Origin of the sequence: Cohnella hashimotonis (assembly GCF_030014955.1) — a bacterium.
Classification (GTDB): Bacteria; Bacillota; Bacilli; order Paenibacillales; family Paenibacillaceae; genus Cohnella; species Cohnella hashimotonis.
Genome location: NZ_JAGRPV010000001.1, coordinates 6,531,276 through 6,552,096 on the forward strand (window position 1 = coordinate 6,531,276; position 20,821 = coordinate 6,552,096).

At 59.3% G+C, this 20,821-nt stretch carries 12 protein-coding genes; 6 read left to right on the forward strand and 6 right to left on the reverse strand.

All coding sequences use genetic code 11. The features are described from left to right. Positions 1–196: 196 nt before the first annotated feature. Positions 197–2,107, reverse strand: coding sequence for a sensor histidine kinase (locus KB449_RS26045; RefSeq protein ID WP_282911157.1), 1,911 nt, complete (start codon positions 2,105–2,107; stop codon positions 197–199). A gap of 17 nt (positions 2,108–2,124) precedes the next feature. After that, complete coding sequence (locus KB449_RS26050; RefSeq protein ID WP_282911158.1) at positions 2,125–3,756, reverse strand: response regulator transcription factor; 1,632 nt, start codon at positions 3,754–3,756, stop codon at positions 2,125–2,127. A 254-nt stretch (positions 3,757–4,010) separates the two neighbouring features. Between KB449_RS26050 and KB449_RS26055 the strand changes: the two genes are divergently transcribed. The 4 genes from KB449_RS26055 to KB449_RS26070 all read left to right on the forward strand — a co-directional run bounded on the left by KB449_RS26055 (position 4,011) and on the right by KB449_RS26070 (position 9,017). Further along, entirely contained in the window at positions 4,011–5,399 is a 1,389-nt protein-coding gene (locus KB449_RS26055) for an ABC transporter substrate-binding protein (RefSeq protein ID WP_282911159.1), read from the forward strand. 78 nt (positions 5,400–5,477) lie between these two features. Further along, the gene (locus KB449_RS26060; protein ID WP_282911160.1) at positions 5,478–6,365 is read left to right on the forward strand and encodes a carbohydrate ABC transporter permease; all 888 of its coding nucleotides are present in this window, start codon (positions 5,478–5,480) and stop codon (positions 6,363–6,365) included. Between the two features lie 9 nt (positions 6,366–6,374). Beyond that, on the forward strand, positions 6,375–7,187 hold the full coding sequence (locus KB449_RS26065) for a carbohydrate ABC transporter permease (protein ID WP_282911161.1): 813 nt from the start codon (positions 6,375–6,377) through the stop codon (positions 7,185–7,187). Positions 7,188–7,229: 42 nt separating this feature from the next. After that, positions 7,230–9,017 (forward strand): glycoside hydrolase family 66 protein, encoded by a 1,788-nt coding sequence (locus tag KB449_RS26070; protein WP_282911162.1) that lies wholly within the window; start codon positions 7,230–7,232, stop codon positions 9,015–9,017. A 394-nt stretch (positions 9,018–9,411) separates the two neighbouring features. Here the strand turns inward: KB449_RS26070 and KB449_RS26075 are convergent, their stop codons facing one another. The 4 genes from KB449_RS26075 to KB449_RS26090 all read right to left on the reverse strand — a co-directional run bounded on the left by KB449_RS26075 (position 9,412) and on the right by KB449_RS26090 (position 16,806). Next, entirely contained in the window at positions 9,412–13,062 is a 3,651-nt protein-coding gene (locus tag KB449_RS26075) for a fibronectin type III domain-containing protein (RefSeq protein WP_282911163.1), read from the reverse strand. A gap of 107 nt (positions 13,063–13,169) precedes the next feature. Continuing rightward, positions 13,170–14,828, reverse strand: a complete 1,659-nt coding sequence (locus KB449_RS26080; protein WP_282911164.1) for a type 2 periplasmic-binding domain-containing protein — start codon at positions 14,826–14,828, stop codon at positions 13,170–13,172. Positions 14,829–14,929: 101 nt separating this feature from the next. Then, positions 14,930–15,820, reverse strand: a complete 891-nt coding sequence (locus KB449_RS26085; RefSeq protein ID WP_282911165.1) for a carbohydrate ABC transporter permease — start codon at positions 15,818–15,820, stop codon at positions 14,930–14,932. 23 nt (positions 15,821–15,843) lie between these two features. Then, positions 15,844–16,806: an ABC transporter permease gene (locus tag KB449_RS26090; RefSeq protein WP_282911166.1), complete on the reverse strand. Its 963-nt coding sequence runs from the start codon at positions 16,804–16,806 to the stop codon at positions 15,844–15,846. Positions 16,807–17,068: 262 nt separating this feature from the next. Between KB449_RS26090 and KB449_RS26095 the strand changes: the two genes are divergently transcribed. Further along, positions 17,069–18,811: a cache domain-containing sensor histidine kinase gene (locus tag KB449_RS26095; protein WP_282911167.1), complete on the forward strand. Its 1,743-nt coding sequence runs from the start codon at positions 17,069–17,071 to the stop codon at positions 18,809–18,811. After that, positions 18,804–20,381 carry a helix-turn-helix domain-containing protein gene (locus KB449_RS26100; protein WP_282911168.1) on the forward strand — a complete coding sequence of 526 codons (1,578 nt, stop codon included), beginning with the start codon at positions 18,804–18,806 and terminating at the stop codon, positions 20,379–20,381. The genes KB449_RS26095 and KB449_RS26100 overlap by 8 nt, the downstream gene beginning before the upstream one ends. Positions 20,382–20,821 lie beyond the last annotated feature (440 nt).

Genomic DNA, 20,821 nt, shown 5'->3' on the forward strand with positions numbered 1-20,821 from the left:
GCTATTGCTTTGAATTTACCTGCATATTTGCAGGTATGTTATCACGTACCGTCGGTCGGCGGGAAATACATGTACCCGTGCAGGTTTTTCGACCCGCCAAACATCATAAAAGCGCCGGCTCTCCGATATTTTCAAAAAACAGCCGACCTTATCGGTCGGTTCGGCTGCGCGGCGCTTGCCAGCTTCGTCTTCGTATTTACTTGCTTTGAGCGCAAGCCGCTCCCTCGCGCCGACTTATGCTTGATGGCAGCGTCTCGAGCAGAGGCAGCGTCGCGCGAACCGTCGTGCCTTCTCCATGGTTGCCGTCGACAGTCAGTCCGTAGAGCTCGCCGTACCTCATGCGGAGCCGATTGTGAACATTGACGAGACCGATGCCCCGCCGCAGCTCCCATCCGCCCGACGCCTCCAGCTGGAGCGCGCCGCCGTCCGCAAGACGTCCGCGCAGCTCGGCGAGCTTGGCGTCGCCGATGCCGACGCCGTCGTCGCTGACGACAAGCGTCAGCACGCCTTCTTCCAGGAATGCGGCTACGCGAATCGTCGTCGGCTCGCGTCTCGCCTCGCAGCTGTGGACGACGGCGTTTTCCACGATTGGCTGCAGCAGCACGGCGGGAATAGCCGCATCCAGCAGCGAGTCGTCCACCTCGATTTTCGTCCGAAGCCTGTCGCCGAACCGGCTTTTTTGAATGCTGAGGTACGCTTCCAGCAGCTCGAGCTCCCGCCTGAGCGGTATCGTCTGTTCAGTGCTGGCGAAGCCGCGCAGGATAAGGCTCAGCTTCTCGAGATTGTCCGTGGCCTGCTCCGTGCGCCCCATTTGGATAAGCGCGCCGATCGTGTGGAGCGTGTTGTAGATGAAGTGCGGCCTGATCTGGCTCAGGAGCGCATGGATCTGCGCCTCCTTCTGCAGGTAGCGCGTCTCGAAAACCTCTTTGGTCAGCCGCGTGTTCTCCTGCATCATCTCCTCGATGCGATCCAGCATCGTATTGAACGAGGCGCCGATATAGCCGATCTCGTCCCCGGTCCTTGCATCCGCAAACCGCAAAGAAAGGTGACCCAGCTTGACTTGCTTCATGAGTCCGACCAGCCGCATCAGCGGACGCAGAAAGCCGCGCACGAGCCAATAAAGCACGACACAGGCAAAGAGCGAGCAGAAAGCGGCGATGAGAATCGTGAAATTACGGGTAATCGCGGCGCTCTTGTTCATTTCCTTGACGGATCCGACCGAGATCGCCAACCAGTCCGCGCGTTCGATCGGCGAAGTCGCAACGAGATATTTCTCGCCGTTTTCCTTCAAGTGAAACCGGCCGGCGCCGCTGGCCAGGGCGGCGGACACCATCTTCGATTCGTCGGGTCCGCGCAAGCTTGAATAGATCACGTTGCCGCCGCGATCGGCGATGACCAGGCCGCCGCGATCGCCCAGATCGACCTTGTCGGCCAGGTTCGCGATACCCGAATAGTTGGCGTCCACCTTGATGACGGCCAGCGGCTTGGTCGTATCGCGCAGACTGCGCAGCTGCTTGACGATAGAAAACACCTTGACGCCCGGATTCGACTTGATCGTCTTGTTCGCGGAGAGAAAGGTCGCCTTCTGCGTCGCGAGCGCGTCGCGGTACCAGGCTTCATCGCGGAAATTCGGTTCAAGCGGCTCTACCAGGGTCGCCCTGCCGTTCATGTACACGTCCGTCGCCGTAATGATGTAAACCTGCAGGATGTCCAGGCGCGGCGTGACGATCATCTGACCCAGGAAATCCTCGATCTGCCGCTCGCGCATCAGACGGGCAAGATCGCTGTCGGGCGTCGGCTCGTCGAGCAGCTGCAGCACCTGCAGGTTATTATAGGGCGACAGAGAGAGGCGGAAGAGATCGTCGATGTAGTTGTCGATATTGAGGGACAGCTGATCGAGCGTCTGCCGGGTGCTTTCGTTGGATTGCCGTTGAAAATCCCGCGTGTACCGGTCGTACGACAGGAACGAAACGAGAGAGACGGTAACGAGAAAAAGCAAGATGGTCGTACCGACGAGCTTGAGCTTCAGGCTCTGTCGCCTGAGCCGCCCGCCAAGGCGTCCCGCCCGCCCGCCGGCTCTCCTGGATTGCCGCACTTCCTCGCGCATGCGCCTCCCCTCCTCCTCTATTCCCTTGCGCCGTACTCGCCCGGCGTGACGCCAAAGTGCTTTTTGAACACGTAGCTGAAGTGTTTGACGTTGGCGTAACCCGTCCGCTCGGCGACCTCGAAGATCTTCATGTCCGGATGAGCGGACAACAGGCGAGCCGCGTTATCCATGCGGACGCGCGTCATGTACCTGATATAGGGCGTGCCGGCGTGCTTGTGGAAAATGGTGCTGATATGCTGCTGCGAAGCCCTGAACTTATCCGACAGCAAGGCCAGCGAGATGGGCTCCGCATAATTCGCGTCGATGTAGGCGCGTATATTCAGGGCGAGCTGCCGCTCGGCGGCCTCGAAGGCGGGGCGCGGCTCCGGATCGGCGCCGGCTGCGGTCAGCGGCGCCAGTGCCGACCGGCAAGCGTCCGCCAGCGCGGTCGCCGTCCATACGGCGGGATTGCCGGCCGGAATGGCGCGGTCCAGCGCCTGCCAAGCCGCAGCCCACTGCCCGGAGTGCCGCTTGCCGCCGGCCAGCCGCTGCAGCTCGCCGAGCAGCGCGGCGACAAGGCCATAGGCGCATGCGGCATCGAGCTTCCGGCCGTTCGGCAGCAGCGCATCTAATGCCGGCCGGCCGTAGGCGGCACGCCGATCGCCATACGGATCCGACAACTCGGCCGAAGCCGCCTGCACGAGCGTATCGAACGCGTCGGCAGCCGAATTCGCGCCGTCGCCGGACGCATACAGCGTATCGCCGCCTTCCAGATACTTGCGGCAGACCGCCGCATGCGCTTCCGCATATGCGGCATCCAGCTGCTGAACGTCCTCGATCAAGGAACTGGCGCCGCCGGTCAAGGTCAAACCTGCCGTGTCCCGCATCGTCTGCCGTATTTTGCCGAAGAGCGCTTCCGCCCCGGCCGACAGCGCTTGCGGGTCGGTTCCCGACAGCAGGACAGCCGTCCGTTCGCGGCTGTCGAACAGCGTCCACGCAAGCGCGGTCGATTGCGCCAGCTCCGCCGTAACCTGGTTCAAGATGTAATCGAACAAAGACCGCTCATGGGGCGCGACGCCCTGTTCGCGCATCGAGCTCTCGTCGATGGCGAGCAGCAGGAGCAGGCCCTCGCCCTCGAAAAGCGGAATTTTCATCCGGTAGGCCAGCGGAAAGAGCGTGCCGATCTCCGCCTCCGCGCCTGCGATCAGGGCCTGAAGCAGCCTGCGCCCGACCTGCATCCGCCCCTCTTCGGACAGCGACTGAAGCCCGCGCAGCGCCCGCGCGTCCCCGCGCTCGCGCTCCAGATCGTCCGCCAGCCCTGCGAACAACAAACGCACCGCCTCTCGGCCCGGCGGCTTCAGCAAGTATTGCTCTGCCTTATAGACAAGCGCTTCGCGCACGTATTCAAATTCCTCGTGGCCGGAGAGAATGACTCTGCGCATGCGCGGATACTGCTCATAGGCGATTCTGCATAACGCGAGACCGTCCATCACGGGCATCTTGATGTCGGTCACGAGCACGTCCGCCGCATGCGCCGCCAGCCAGGCGAGCGCCTCCTCGCCGTCGGCGGCCTCCCCCGCCACGGTAAAGCGGGGATCGAGGGAAGGGATCACCTCGCGCAAATATTCCCGCTGGACCGCTTCGTCGTCAACGATCAATACGTTATACATCGTGTCGTCGGGCTCCTTCCCCGTTCGCCGGTAAATGCATTATATCAAAGCGGCGAGCGCCGCAGGCTCCCCCGGAAAAAATCGATCCTTCAGACGAAAAAAACGGAATATCGCAAACGCCGAAGCCGGTCTATGCTTAATTCATGGCAAGGGCATACCGGGGCAACGGGATCGGCGGTTCATCCGGCCGCCTTGTATTCGGCGCTTCCGCGGAGCCTCTCATGCTTTTAATCGACTATAGGGGTGATTAGCGTATGAATAAAAAATGGTGGTCAGGGGCAGGCGTCGCGGTCATGGCGGCCGGGCTGCTTGCCGGCTGCGGCGGCAACGACGAAAACGGCGGCAATACTTCGCCGGCTTCGGCTTCGCCAAGCGGCAGCGCGTCGGCATCCTCCTCCGAACCAAGCGCGAGCGCATCGCCGTCCGAGCAAGCGAAGGACGTCAAGCTCACGCTGCTGAACGGAACGGTCGAGGCGGTCGATTGGCTGAACGAGCAGATCAACGCGTTCCACGCGCAGCACGGCAACATTACGATCGAGCAGGAGTTTCAGAAGAGCGCATCGGACGTGCTCAAGGTCAAGATCGCCTCGGGGGACACGCCGGATATCGTGGCATTGGCGCAGGTCCCGCAGGAGTTTTACGACCAGGACCTGTTCTACGACTTCGCCGGGGACACCGCCGTCTGGGACCGGCTGACCAACCCTTCGATCAAGCAAAGCGTGGCGGACACGAACCGGGCCGACAAGCAGTTCTACCTGCCGATGACGGTCTCGTATACGGGCCTCTACTACAACAAAGACATCGTCGCGGAGCTGGGCATCCGGCAACCCAAGACATGGGCGGAATTCACCGCGGCCCTTCAGTCGGTGAAAGACAAGAAAAACGGCATAACCCCGTTGTACCTGGGCGGCAAGGATTCGTGGACGCTCGGCCAGCTCGCGCAATATTTGCCGCTCGGCAGCATCCAGCAGAAACTGGGCGTCGAGGAAGCCCACAAGGCGTTGGTCGCCAACGACGCCGCGAAGCTCGCTCTGGATCAGGCCGGGGGCGGCGTAGAGACGTTCGCCAAGGCGATCATGGACATGAAAAAGAGCGGTCTCGTCAACAAAAACGGCGCGTCCGCCTCATACGACAACCAGCTCGACGCCATCGCGAACGGCAAAGCCGCCTTTGTCATCCAGGGCATGTGGGCGCTTGGCGACATCCTGAAGAAAAATCCGGACGTTAAGCTGGGGTTCTGGCCGATTCCCGGATTGCTCGCGGACGACAAGCCGTATATGATCGGCAGTCCGGACGGCGCGATCTCGGTAGCCGAGCAATCGCCAGGCAAGGAAGCCGCGCTGCAATTCGTCGCGTTTCTGATGAGCCCGGACGTGCAAAAATCTTACTCCCTGCTGCGCAACTCGCCGAGCGTCTACAAAGACGCCTCCGCCGACTGGTCCGTTCTTAGCAAGGACATCGAAGCCAGCACGCAGACGGCTTTTGTCGCCTCGCGCTGGCCATGGACGCCGAGCGGCTATAACTCGGACGCGATCGGCCGCTCCGTTCAGGAACTGCTTGTCGACGCCTACAAGACGCCTGCCGACTTCGCCAAGATGTTCAAGGACAACTGGGATAAAGGCTACGGCGCGCCTGCGCAATAAACGCTTTATTCGACCAATCAGGCAGGCTCGGCGCCGTTTGCGGTCCGGCCTGCCTAACGGCATTCGAGGTGAATACGCATGACCAGACTCATTCGCGGAGCGAGCGAACGGCTGCATCTGTTCATGGCCGTGCCGGCGATGCTCCTGTTCGCCGTCTTCTTCGTCGTCCCGCTCGCGCAAGGCGTCCGCATCAGCCTGACCGACTGGAACGGCATGACCCCGGGTTATCGCTACATCGGCCTTCGCAATTTCATCGACTTTTTCCATGATGACAGGGCGATCCATGCGCTGCGCGTCACGCTCGCATTCGGCCTGATCAGCCCGCTGCTGCTCTGCGCGGCGGGGCTCCTGTACGCGCTGTTGCTGGACAACAAGCTCGCCGGCAAGGGCTTTGTACGCACGTTCGTCTATATGCCGGCGATCATCAGCCCGCTCATCATGGGCTATGTGTGGCTGCTGCTGCTCAACTCGGAAAACGGCGCGCTGCTGCAATTGCTCGATATGCTCCATCTGTCTTCCTGGTACCGGGACTGGCTCGGTTCGCCCGATCAGGCGCTGCGCGTCATCGTCGGCGTGAATCTGTGGCAGTTCGTCGGCTACGCGATGATCGTCTACCTGGCAGGCTTGCAGGGCATCTCTCCCGAGGTGAACGAGGCGGCCAGGATCGACGGCGCCGGCTATTGGACAACCGTGCGCTACATTACGCTGCCGCTGCTGCTGCCGGCGATCCGCATCAACGTCATTACCAATCTGATCGGCTCGCTTGCCGTCTTCGACGTCATCTCCGCGCTGACCGACGGCGGTCCCGGCTACGCGACGGAGTCGATGAGCATCTTCATCATGCGAAATTCCTTCAACGGACATACCGGTTATGCGACGGCCGTCGCCGTCATCATGTTCGCCGTCATTCTAATCCCCGTCTCCGTCGCGCTATGGCTGATGAATCGGGCCGATCACGAGGCCTAGGAGGGAACCATGCGCAAGCTCATCCTGTACGTCATCTTGGCGATCGTCGCCCTCGTCTCGCTGATCCCGTTCTATATGCTCGTTTATACGGCGCTGATGCCCGACTCGGATCCGATATCGGACAGCCGCCTGATCCTCCGAACGATAGAATGGAGCAACCTGCAGCATGCGTGGGCACAGTCGAAGCTGGGCAACGCGATGCTCAACTCCCTCATCCTTATGGCCGGGAGCGTGCTGCTGTCCGTGTTCGCGTCGGCGGGCGCCGGCTATGTGTTCGCTCGCGTCCGTACGTGGTACAATCGCCTCTTTTTCGCCGCGCTGCTGTTCAGCATGATGATTCCGGGCATTATCAACAACGTGCCGCTGTACGGACTGATGAAGTCGATCGGCGGCATCAATACGCATTGGGCGCTGATTCTGCTCATCGCGACGGGCTTCATCCCCCAATCCGTTTTCCTGTATACGAACTTCATTCGCTCGCTGTCCAAGGAGATCGAGGAGTCCGCCGTCATCGACGGCTGCACGCCGTTTACGGCCTTCTGGCGCATCTCGTTCCCGCTGCTGCTTCCGATCACCTCGACGCTCGTCATTTTGAACGCGATCGGCGCGTGGAACAACTACGCCCAGTCCGTCTTTTTTCTGCAAAGTCAGGACATGCAGACGGTACCGCTCGCCATCGGGCGATTCGTCCAAACCTATGGCGCCGACTATACGCAGATGGCCGCCGCTTCTCTGATCGGCATGCTGCCCGCCGTCGCCGTCTATTTTATATTCCAACGCTACTTCGTCAAAGGCATCTCGGCGGGCGCCGTTAAGGGATGAGGCCCGTCCGAATCCCCGACATACAAGGGAGAGACACGAGACATGATCAAAGATATTTATCCGCTGCAAGCCCAGTTCCGAAGCGGCGAGCCCGTGCGCATCGCCATCGAGCTGGAGCCGGATGCGCATGGTACTCGCCTTGCGCTGGCGGTGCGCCGACTGGACCGCGTCCTGCTCAGCGTTGTCCGGGATCTGGCGCCATATCGCGGCAGCGAGGCTGTGGAGGCTGTTATGGAGGCTGCAGCCGCCGGCGGCCAGTCGTTCGATACGCACGGCGCAAGCATCGCCTTTGCAGCCATGGATCGCGTGTCCGGCGTACTTGCGCTGACGGTCGAGCTGCCGGCTATCCAAGCGGCATTTGACGGCTTTGGCGTGGATGCGGATCTGCTGGACGAACACGGAGCGCCGCTGGATACGGCCTCCACGGCGTTCGATGTCGTCGACGATTGGCGCAGATCGACGCGTTACGGCTTTCTGAGCGACTTCGCCGACGCCGACCGCGGCGACGCGGAGGACGTAAAGTGGCTGAACAAGCTGCATATCAATCTCGTGCAATTTTACGACTGGATGTACAAACACGACGAGCTGATCCCGGAAAACAATGCCTATACCGACTTGATGGGCCGCGAGCTTTGTCTGGACGTCGTGCGGGAAAAAACGGAGCTGTGCCACGAATACGGGATGAAGGCTTTTGCCTACGGCGCGGTTTACGCGGCGAGCAAGCCGTTCGCCGCCCGGCATCCGGAGTGGGCGCTCTATCAGAGCGACGGAGAGCCGTACGACTTCATCGGTATTTTCACGATTATGAATATCGAAGCCTCCAGTCCCTGGCATGCCCATATCATTGATCAGTACCGGCGCGCGGTAGAAGAAGTCGGGTTCGACGGCATTCATATGGACACGTACGGATTCCCCAAGACGGGAATCTCCCGGCTCGACGGCGAATCTCGCATCGTACGGCTGGAGGCGCACTTCCCGCAGCTCATCGACGACACCAAAGCGGCGCTGTCGAAGGCGCATCCGGACATCGGGCTCATCTTTAACAATGTCGGCAATTGGCCCGTCGGACCGGTCGCGGCGGCGAACCAGGAGGCGGTCTACGTCGAGGTATGGAAGCCGTACGAACGCTACCATCACATACGGCAGATCATTCGCGAGGCGCAGTCGGCGGGCGACGGCAAGCCGGTCATTCTGGCGGCGTACCTGGCGCCGTTCCGCAAGGAAGCCGATCCGGCGCGCGCTTATTGGAGCGGACTGCTGCTGACGTCGATCATCGCCTCGCTCGGCGCCTATCATCTGCTGGCCGGCGAGTCGCAATCGCTGCTGACGCAGGCCTACTATGTGGACTACAGTCCGGCGGGAGCCGACTTCGCGGCTGCGCTCAGGCGATACTACGACTTTCAGATCCGCTACGCGAATCTGCTGTACGACGCCTCGCTCCGCGACGTCTCCATGACGCATGCCGACGGCGATAACCTGGAGTACGTATTCGACGGGCTGAACTACAGCACCTATGGCGAGGCCGGTAAAGTATGGACGATCATCCGGGAAAGCGAAAGGTTCAAAACGGTCAGCTTCGTCAACCTGTCCGGCCAGTCGGAGGACTACTGGAACGAGGGGAAGAACGAACCCTCCGTCATCCCCGGCATCGGCGTGCGCATTCTGCTCGACCGCGAGCCTGTCGGCGTATTCGCCGCCTCGCCGGACGATCGGCTCGGCCGGCCGCGGCAGCTTGAGTACCGGGTGACGGACAGCCTGCGCGGGATGACGCTGGAGGTCGAGGTGCCCTCGCTAAGCGTATGGACGTTGCTGTGGATCGAGATGGGTTAAGATTCGGACTGACGGTCGCCGCTGGCCGGTTTTCTGGCTGGTTCTCCGCCGACTTCGCGCTCCGATAACGATGTGGCAGCGTCTTATTTCGGCGGGACCCGAAGCGCCGCGCCTTGGCACCGGCTTTTGCTTATGAGCACATCCTGCACTTGCATGACCTCTCCTCCGTCCGCCCCCATGATACCGGCCTCCATACCGCGTTCCAATTGGCAAGAAGGGCCCGCATGATGCACTTCTCCGCTATGCCGGCGTTGATGCGTTTGTCTATCTGATGCACGTCTCCCACACGAAAACCGCATAACGGAAAGGCGGACGCGATTTGCGTCCGCCTTTCCTGTCCGTTTCCTGCACGTACAGCCTTCTGTCCACTTGCCGCTAACAGGGCTGCGTCTGATTATAGCTTCTGTACGTTAAAGTCGTCGAAATACGTCTTCTGCATGTGCGAGTATACGCCCGCCTGACCGGAAGTAAATGCGATCGAAGTCCCGCTGACGAGCAATGCGCCGTCGATATAGCCTTTGATCGAGCTGCCGTTCACTTCCAGCTTGAAGGTATGGTAGGCGCCGGCCGTCGGATCTGCGCTGAGCGTCGTCGAAGCCAGCGTCGTATCCGTGCCGTTCTGATATTTCACCAGCGATACCGTATGATAGTAGCCGGAATAGCTCATATAGTAATAATTGCTGGCGTTTTGATATCGCGCGACCAAGCCGACGCGGTCGTGCCAGCTGTCTACCTTGGTCTTGGCTTCGACGCTGTAATTCGTCCATGCGCCGGGCGCCGTGCTTGCCGGCCCCGTTACCGACTTGGTCGAGCCGGAGGACGCGTTATCGGACAGAAAGACCTTCGTATTGCCGTCCTTCACGATGTAAAAGGTCCCCCAACCGCCTACCGTTGTCCATGGGGCCAGATTCAAGTCCTCGAAGTCGGTCGCGAACAGCGTGCTTGTCGTCGTTGCGGTGATTTCGCCGCTGGCACCGGACAACCGGTCATAGAGATCGTAGGCCTTAACCGAATAGTGATAGGCGGTGGAAATCGTCAGTCCCGTATCCTTGTAGCTCTGGAAGGCGCCGTTGACGGCGGCGATCTCCACGCCGTCGCGGAACACCTTATAGCCCTTGACGCCCGTCTCGTCGGCAGGCGCCTGCCAGGACAAGTCGATCTCGTTGGCCGAGATCGGCACCGCGGTCAAGCCCGCAGGAGCGGCCGGCGCCGCGCGGTCATAATGACGGACCACGACGTTATCGAAGTCAACGGACTGCGCCGACGCCGACAACAGACCGGCTTTGCCTCCGGCAAGCGAAGCGTCGACGGCGGAGATAACGGACGTGCCGTTCAGGTAGCCCACCAGGCTCGTGCCGATCGTCTCGAACCGCAGCTTGTAAGGCGTTCCGGATGCGAAGGTCGACAAACCGTTTACCGTTTGAACGACGGTGTCTACGCCGCCTAAGCGCTTCTTGATGACGGCACTGCCCGTGTCGGCGCGGTACTCGTACGCATAATAATTATCGCTATCCGCATATTTGGCCAGCAAGCCGACGCCGCCCGCGTTGCTCGCCGAACGTACGCCGGCCTCAATCGCATAGTCGCCGCCGTACGTCGCGTCGATTACGGACTTGCCGTTGGCGCTCGCGCGGTACGCGGAATTGCCGCCGCTCGTCACGACGCTCCATGACCCTGTCGCCGCCGTCCATCCGTTCGCGTTGCCGTCCTCGAACGTATCCTCGAACATCGGGTCGTAGACCAGCTCGAACGAAAATCCTTTGTCGGTATCGAGCTGAAGCGAAATGCCGTTCGCATCGGCCGCAACGGGAATCTCCTGCAGCCTTACGCCGTTCAGCGCCAGCTTATAGGCTTTGTAACCGGCCGCAGGGCGATCCGTCGCGAGCTTGACCACGGCGGTCTGCTCCTTGGCGAGCGTGGGAAGCGTGCCCTTGTAGTATTGAACGATACCGCCCGGCTGCTGGATCGTCCGTTCGCCGGTCGCCGCGACGTCGGTCGTGTAGACGAGCAGCATTCTGTCGCTGTCTTCCAGCGCGTTATTGTCGAGCGAAGAAGCGAGGAACGTTCCCTTGTACACGTCCCCCGTCACCGATACGGAGCCGAGATCGAGCGCGTTATTGTTCATCGTTCCCGCTGCCGCAGCGACCTTCGGCGCACGAACCATGTACGTATTAAGATTCAGATCGAACAGAAGCTCGCCTGTGTCGGACAGCAGCTTGTTGTCATCCAGCGCGTCAAGCATCGCCGTCTTCATCGGAGACGCATCCAACGCATTAATCATCGTTTCCGCCACTTGCGTTTTGTTCATCGCGGTCGTAATCGGAACAAGGTTCGCCGCAGGGAAATCGCCCGCTCTAATGTCCGCCGACGTCAGCTCCGGCGTGATCTTGTAAACCGCGAACGGCTGTCCCGGATTGTCCGCATATACCGTCGCCGTATTGAACAAATGCGGAATATACATCATGTTGGCAATTTGGGTCTCCAGATCGGAAGCGGACCCCATGTCGCTAACCCAGGCCTTATCCCATACGATGGCGAACTTGGGCGCGCTCGTCTGGACGGCGCCGGTGCGGTACAGCAGCGCGGCCTGCGTCTCGGAGGTAATCGCCAGCGGGTCGTTCGTGATCGAGAACGTCTCCGGCGTTCCAAGCTTGCTGTTGGAATAGGCGTCGCCTACGTTCATGCCGAACGAATACCGGTTCATCATGTCCCAGCCTTGGTAAGCGCCGATCGCGCCGTTGAAGATGCCGACCTCCTCGCGCCCCTTGACCGGAAACGTATCCTGGAACTCCGTCAGGATGAACGGCGTATCGTACTTTTGCCTTAAAGCCAGGGACGGATAGTAGCTTCCCGTCAACGTATCGCCCGCGTAAGCGGGCGGATAGCTCGCGTTGGTCGCGGCGTCGAACGTCATGCTGAGGCGCGGATATTTAAGCGCGTTGTACTGGAAGCCGTATTGGCCGTTGTTAACTGGCGCGCTGTCCGTAACGAACTGGTGGTACATATGCGTCTCGTACACGTCCGACGACTGGTCGCGCCAGAAGTTCACGTTCGGACTATAAATGAAGTTGAGGCCGCCGATCGGGGCATGGACTTGAAGCACGTTTTTCAAATAATTCCGCATCTCGTTGGCCGCTGCGATCGTTCGCGCCGAATAGTAAGCGCTCAGTTGGTCTTTGAGCGTGCCGCTCGTACTCCAATATTGATTGGGCATCGACGTGACCGGAGCAGCGCCGCGACCACTCAGAAACGCATTGAAATCATCCTTCAGGTAACTACCGAAAGCTGGTGTCATCTTGCTCAGGTCCATGTTAAGGACCAGCGACTCGTTCCACGGGCTGACGCCCACAAGCACCGGATCGTTTTTCAAGGCGAGACCGGTATACGGATTGACATGCGTCAGCAGCGCGCTGGCGATCGTTTTCCAGGCATCCACCGCCGCAGGCACGAACGGAAACAGGTAGGGAGAATTGTAGCTTGACCCATAGATATTAAGGTTAGGATCGTTCTTAAAATCGTACAGCTGGAACAAATCGATCGTGACATAGATGCCATGCGCCTTGAGCCTGGAGATGAGATATTCGACCTGGTCCATCCGGTCTTCATTGATCTGCGGCGTCGCCGAATTCAGCTTAAAAACGCCTGGCGCATCGTCGCCCATCGAATCGAGCGAATGCAGCCGAACGACGTTATAGCCGAGCCGCGCCAGACGCTCCGCCGTACGCTCCGCATCCTCACGGGAGCCGTAGTACATTTTCCAGGATAAATTCGCCCCGTACAGCTTCACCTTGCGCTGCGTCTGGCCCGCGAATACATAATCCCCGTCGCCGTCGATCTGGATAAATCCGTGGCTTCCCGCCGGAACGTCGTTCAGCCCCGACAGATCCAAAGCGCTGCCTGCGGCAATCGACGGCTCCGTGTCGATCGGCTGCCAGCCGGCCGGGACATCGGCATTGGCCTTATCGGCGCCGGCGCCGAATAAAGGAATCATAAGCGTTAAAGCCAGCAATGCGGACAGACTTTTGCTTTTCCAACCGTTGGACATCGTCATCGTTCCCCTTTATGATCGATTCCAGCCGGTTCTCCCGCTCCTATAGATACGCGGACGCCGTTGCCAGCGCCCGCGTATGCTGTCTCTATTGCCTCGCTCTATTACTTCTGATTCGCAGGCCAAGCGAATTGCAGGCCGAGCGCCTTCTTCGCGTCCTGGAATTGCTTGTTCTGGTAATCGTAGAGCTTCTGATAGCCAAGCTTCGCTTCCGTGTCGACCTCGTCGTTAAAATACTTCTCCACGTCGGCCGGCGTCTTGGCGAGGATCATCTTGGCGCGCCATTTCTTGCGGTTCTCCTCGACCTTGGCGTTGATGCCGCCTTCGTCGGTGCCGCCGAGCGGCGTGATCGATTCGAACGGCAGCATGTCGTACGTCAGCTTCGCGAAGAACAACGCGCTCTCATCCTTGGCAATCGCGTCGGCCGTGACGGGCGCCGGCGCAGTGCGCTGGATCGGCGTCCAGTTGATGAGCCATTGAAGCGTGCCGTTGCCGTATTTGTTTTTGGCTTTGTTCGGATCCTCGGCGTTCAGCGCGTTGAATTCGTCGCTCAGCTTTACCTTGCCGTTTTCGTCAAAGTCCCACGCCGCGCCCTTCGGCCCGTAGTTCACGTTCAGGCTCATCTCGTCGGTGGACAAGTAGTCGAGCAGCTTGATGATGCGATCCGGGTATTTGGTCTTGCTGTTGACCATCGTGAGCGTCCAGCCCGAAGCGTTGACGGGATCGACATAAGGCTTGTTGCCGGCGTCGCCGACGACCGGTCCGACGTGAACGAACAAGGCTTTGGGATCCTTCTGATACAGCGCGCTCCAGTCGAGATTTTTGTTCGTGATCGCGAAGACGGAGCCGTTCGCGACCTTCTCCTTGAGCTGATCCTGGTCGAGCGTCTGGCTGTCTTCCGGCATCAAGCCTTCCTTATACAGCTGATTCAGGAACTTGTAGGCTTCGAGCATCTCCGGCGTGCGTTCGCGGTCGACCAGATTGCCCGACGCGTCTTCGCGCGGCGCCCCGAAGAAGCTGCCGATGACCCAGCTTTCGAAATAGGCAGGCGTTACCGTAAAGCCGTTGTATTGGACTTTGGCGTCCTTGACCTTGCGAAGGGCGGCTACCATGCCTTCCTTCGTATTGAAGTCCTCCGGCTTGATGCCGAGCTGATCCATGATGTCTTTGCGCGCGTACAAGCCTTGATTGCTTCGGATGCTGTCGCCTTCCTTGAACTTTTCCTTCGCCCAGAAAAAGCTGGCGTAGCCGTAGAAGTGGCCGTCCGCGTTGCGGAACCAGTCCTGCATCGACTTCGGCACGTCGAAGCTCGGATCGTACTTCTGAATCAGCTCGTCGAGCGGCGACACCAGGCCCGACTTCTCCAGCACGCCGCGCTGCGGGTTGCCTTTGTCGACGGTGACGACGTCCGGAATATCTCCGGAAGCGATGAGTGCGCTGAGCTTCTCGGGCGTACCCGAGGAAAAGTCGATCGAGACGCCGGTGTCGTCGGTAATCATTTTGTCGAGCAGGTTGTTGACCGGATCCCAATTTTTCTTGTAGTAGTCCTGATCGACGAACCAGGAGATCTTGATCGGCGACTTGTCGTCCGCCGACGCGGTCGGCGATGCCGAAGCCGATGCCGATGCGCTTGCCGTCGGCGCGGCCGATTGCGAAGCTTGTGCGTTGTTCCCGTTCTTGTTGCCGGAAGAGCAGCCCGCGAGAAGTCCCCCGAGCAGAACGACGGCCGTCGTGGCGCCGATCCATGTTTTACTGCGTTGCATGTGTTGTGCCTCCCCATACGACTTGTAAATGCTAGATTTGTATAAGCTATATGTTGTAATTCGCGCGCAAGCCGGCCCGTACGTGCCGCCCGGCGCGAAGATCAACCTTTGACGGAACCGATCAGCACGCCTTTTACGAAGTACTTCTGAAGAAACGGATAAATAATCAGAATCGGTGCCGTGGTCGCAAGCATCATGGCGAGCTTGAGCGTCTCCGGACTGATCTGCTTCGCTTCTTCCGGCATCACGCTCGCGGCTTGCGCGCCGAACTTCGACGCCGCCCCGGAATCCGTGACGATGCGCATCAGGAACAGCTGCACCGGCTCCAGCGCGTCCTTCGTCGTGAACATCAGCGCATCCGTATAGGCGTTCCAATGGTATACCCCGGTGAACAGCGCGATCGCTGCCAGGACCGGCTTGGTCAGCGGCATGATGAGCTGAAGGAAAATGCGGTATTCGCCGGCGCCGTCGATCTTGGCGGACTCGATGATCTGCTCGGGGATCGACCGGAAAAACGACATCATGATAATCATATCCCATACGCTGAACAGGGTCGGAATAATTAACACGAGAAAGTGATTCAGCAGCCCCAGTTCCTTGTATAGCAAATAGTTCGGGATCAGGCCGCCGTAAAAGAACATCGTGAACAGCATGACGATCATATAGACGTTGCGGCCTGCCAGCGCTTTGCGCGACATGCCGTAGGCGACGAGCGCGGTAAACGCGACGTGCAGCACCGTGCCTGCGAGCGTTCGCATGATCGTAATGAAATAGGCGTGGTAGATCGTGTGATCGGCAAAAACCGTCACGTAATTCGATAGCGTAAACGTGCGAGGCCAGAAATAAACGCCTCCCCGCGAATAATCGAGACCCTGGTTGAACGAGCCCACAAGCGCGAACCAGAACGGGGCGATCGTCAGTACCATGACGGCCAGCATGATGAAGACGTTCATGGCATCGAACCATTTGTCTCCTCTCGAACGGATGTTCATCGTGAATCCTCCTTCTTCATAACTTAGAACAGACTGTTGTCGGACAGCTTGCGCGACAGGTAATTCGCTCCGAAGAGCAAGATAAGCGCCACGACCGATTTGGCCAATCCGACCGCAGTCGAGTAGGAATAGCGCATCTGCTGAAGTCCGACCTTGTACACGTAAGTGTCGATCGTCTCGCTGACGTCGAGATTAAGCGGATTTTGCATGACCATGATCTGCTCGAAGCCGGTATTGAGAATCGAACTGACGGCGAAAATGAGCATGATCACGATCGTCCCCATAATGCTCGGCACCGTCACGTACCACATCCGCTGGAATCGGCCGGCGCCGTCGATCTTGGCGGCTTCGTGAAGCTCCGGATCGACGCCCGCGATCGCCGCGATATAGATGATGGCTCCCCAGCCGATGCCCTTCAGCATCTCTGCCCCGACCATGATGAACCAGAACAGCTCGGGCTTGGCCATGAAGTTGATCGGCTCGTTTATGAAATGCAGCTTGACGAGCAGCAGATTCAGCACGCCGTTCGTCGGGGACAGCACGGTCAGAATCAGCCCGCCGAAGATGACCCAGGATACGAAATGCGGCACGTACGAAACCGTTTGCACGAATCGCTTGAAACGGCCGGCCGTCAGCTCGTTGAGCAGCAGCGCGAACAGGATCGGCGCCGGGAAGCTGAGAAGCAGCGCGAGCAGGTTCATCGCGAGCGTATTGCGCAGGACGTTCAAAAAGTTCGGGTCGGTGACGAATTCGCGGAAATAGGTCAGGCCCGCCCATGGCGAGTCCATGATGCCCAGGAATAAATCGTACTTCTTGAAGGCGATCAGAATGCCGTACATCGGAAAATACGAAAAGACGAGGAGAAACAGCAATCCGGGCCATACCATGCTTTGAAGCGCGAATTGGCTTTTCCATTTTGACCGTCGGCCGCTCGCCTTCGTTCCCGAAGCGGCAGCCAGCCGGCTTGCCTCTAAGGTTCTTTCCACTTTTTTTCTCTCCCATCCTTGGATCTGTCCGGCCTGCGGCATAGGCTTGCCGCACCGCCTGCGGATCGCGTTCTCTTTGTGTGACTTAACTATAATTCTTGAAAGCGCTTATAAAAATAGCACCATTTTTGATTTGATACCTTCATTTTGGTTCCGCGCTGCCGCCGGAAGGGTTGGCGGGCAAATTGTCGAATACGTGATTGTCGAATTACCGAGGACTACGCGCGGGACGATGAATTCCATTTAGGAGAGAAGGTTCGCCATGCTTCGCTATATAAACGCCATGAGCATCAAGAGCAAGGTCATGCTGGCTTTCGTCGTGCTGATCCTGCTCCCTTTCAGCGTGCTCGGGCTCTATACGTACGATCAATCCCAGCGCTTCCTTCGGGCCCAGCTGATCGCAAACGCTTCCACGACGCTTAAGCAGATAACGTTCACGATCGAGAACAAGATCGATCTGCTCGAAAGCCTCAGCGATTCCATCACCTATAACTATCGCCTGCAGCAATTTCTCGGGAGCCCCTTCTCGGGAGACGACTCGCTGGATACGTATTTCAGCTATGCGGCGCCGTTGATCAACTACGCCATGCTGTTCCAGAAGGTCAATACGGAGAAAATATCCGTTTATATGAAAAACGACAGCATTCCGGAAGGGTTCGGCGCCTTCTTCCGCGCAACGCGCGCGATGCAGGAGCCTTGGTACGCGCCCTTCGCCGAGTCGGGAGCCAAATCTGCATGGATCGTCCGCGACAGCCCGGAGGCCGGCCGGACGTATGGCTATGTGCAAAAGATGGTATCGCTGGAGGGCGCCGACATCGGATTTACGCTCGTCGAGGTGCGGCCGGGCGATCTGCTCGGGACGGCGCTGCAGGAGAATCCGGAGGCCGACCAGGACGTGGTCATTGCGGATGCGCAGGGCGAACTTGTTTTTCCCGCGGGCAGCGCCGTCGGCCCCCCGCTCCCGCTTCAACGGAAGCTGGCCGACGGCGGTCATGCCGTTCTCGGCGGCCGTCTCTATATCGGCGAGCGGCTGGACCGCGTCGGCTTGTCCATGCTGATGAACGTTAGGCTCCCGCGCACGGCGAATTCCTGGCAGGTCGCCAGCAACCTGATTTTTATCGCCGCGACGGTCGTCCTGCTATTCGCCTTCTACTCCGTGCTGCAAATGGCGCTGCGCACGATGAGAACGAGCATCCGCCAGATGGATCAGGCGATCGAATCCGGCTTCGAGCCGATTCCGATCCGGCGGCGGGACGAGTTCGGCGTCATCAGCGAGCGTTTCAACCTGCTGCTGAACAAGATTACGACGCTGATGAAGGACATGATCCGCAAAGAAACGATCCAAAAGGACGCCCAATTGGCGGCGCTCCAGTCGCAGATCAACCCCCATTTCATCTACAATACGCTCGATATGTTCAGCGCCAGAATGGAGCTCGCGGGGCAATTCGAGGTATCGGACGCGATGGCCGACTTCGGGAAAATGATGCGTTACAATATGGACGGACGTTCGAAGTTCGCGACGCTCGAATCCGAGATTCGCTACCTGGAGCAGTACATGAATCTGCAAAAGATCAAATACGGCGGCGATATCGAGCTGGATATTCAGGTGCCGGTGGAGCTGCTGGCGCTTCGCATGATCCGCTTCATCCTGCAGCCGATCGTGGAGAACAGTATCAAGCACGGATTTCCGGCGAACGGCTCGCTTCGCATCGTGCTTACGGCCGGCCTTCAGCCCGAGCGGACCGTCCTGATCTCGATCAAGGACAACGGGCCGGGCATCGACGAGACGCGACTCGCGTCTCTCAATCGGCGGTTCAGGGATTCCGATTATGCGCCGCCTGACGACCAGACGAGAGAGAGCATCGGCCTTGGCAATATCAACGAAAGATTAAAGCTGTTCTACGGTGAAATCTATGCCATTCGGCTGAACAGCTTGGAAGGCGAATATGCGGAGACGATCGTGACGATTCCCTGCGGCAATGGAGAGGAAGACAACCATGTATAACATCCTAATCATCGATGACGAGCGTCTGATCGCCGAAGGGGTCAAAGCCAAGCTGGAGCGCGCGGGACTGAGCGAGATCTCGGAGATCCGCGTCGCTTGCGGCGGAGAGGAAGGGCTATGGGCGGCCGCCGAGTTTAAGCCGCACATCGTTATTACGGACATGCGCATGCCCGATATCGACGGCATACAGGTCGTCCGCCGTCTCTCCGCCGAGCTGCCGCGGACCAAATTCATTCTGCTGAGCGGCTACGGCGATTACGCCTACGTTCGAGAGGCGTTCAAATACGGCGTGCTGGATTACTTGCTGAAGCCGGCGGGCTCGGCCGAGCTTGCGGATCAGATCAAGGCAGCGATCGCGGCCATCGAGGTGGATGCCAGGCAGGCTGCCATGGCGGAACGAAGCCGTCAGTCGGAGCATCTGGCGCTCGCCGCGCGGATGAACGCGCTGCTGAACGATGCCGAAGGGCGGGGTGCTGCGGGGAGTTCGGCGGGAGGCTCGGCGGATCTTGCGGCGGCAGAAGCTTACCTGAGTCACGCTCATGCGGTTGTCGCCCTGTTCCAGGTTAGCGAAGCTTCTTTTAGCTTGGCAGACTTGGGACTTGTGGAATCCGCGCTGGACCGCGAGGCGCGCGCGGGCGGATGGGTCGACCGACTGAAGGTAATCGTGTTCCAAGATAGCGGCGGACAGGTGTGCGCAATCGTCAATTTTGCGGAAGACATCGGGGCTGACGCTCCGACTTCGCTGCTCGAGGCTGCCGTTGCGCACCTTCGAGAGACGGGGGCGGAGCGGGCGACTGCCTTCGTCAGCGAGCCGGGATCGCCTGCCGGCCTGCGACAGCTTTACAAGCATGCCAGGCTCGCGAGGTCTTATCGGATATTGCGGGAGCCCTGCGAAGTATTATGGTGGCAGCCGGCAATGTCCGCCGGCGTTCGCGAGAACTTATCGCCTGCTCGCAAAGATATCGAAGAGCTGCGCCTTGCCGTCGATACGCTGCAGCTGGAACGGATCGCCCTCTGGATCGACCGCTGGCTGCCCGACAGCCTGATTGGGACCGCTTCGCTCGAACAAATCGAAGCCGTCTACGGCCTGCTGCTCACCGAGATTCGGCGGCGCCTAAGCGGACATCATCCGCTCGAGCGGAGCGAGTCCGGCCGCGCGCTTGCCTCCTTCCACGCGCTGGATGATATTCGCCGGTACTTGAAAGAATACGCAGGCTCGGCCAAGCAATCCGCCGGCGAGCATGCCGAACCGGAGGAAACGGTAATCACCTTCGCCGAGTCCTACGTGCGGGAGCACTTCAATCGCGACATCCAGCTGGCAGAGATGGCCAACCGCGTATCCATGAACTACTCCTACTTCAGCAGGCTGTTCAAGGAGCGGACCGGGTCGACCTTCACCGCCTATCTGATCAAGGTACGGATGGAAGAAGCGCGCAAGCTGCTGCAGGATCCCACTCTGCGTATCAACGAAGTATCCGACCGGGTCGGCTACGGCAATCTGTACCACTTCTCCCGCGCGTTCAAAAACTACTTCGGCATGTCCCCGAAGGAGTATCGGCGTTCCAGGTAGAAAAAGCCCGAATCAGGTTGAACTAGCTCCGAACCGACGTCGTCCCGCGATGTCGCTCTACTATGCGCTCATTGAGCCGGTTGGTGGCAAGTTTTTTTAGCATAAGAAAAGCCACCCAGAAGGTGGCAAAAGATAGTATTATATAGGTTGTACGACTCGCCTAGTCGGGGTAGTCCGCCTCCAGATTGGAGGTGAGGCTATGACATTTTCGTTTCAAGAAGTGATGATGCTCGGTATGTTCGTCCTGGCGTTGCTCACTTACTTGAATAAACGGAAATGACCCGCCCTAGGTTCGCGCCACGGGAAACGGGTCATTTCGTGTCCAGCTGATTCAGTTGGAGGCACCCCCGCCGAAGCAGTTGTGCAGGAAGTCGGTGTTGGCCCACCGGCTTCTTTTGTTATTCTAAGCATAACATACCCGTTTTAGACGCGCAATCAAG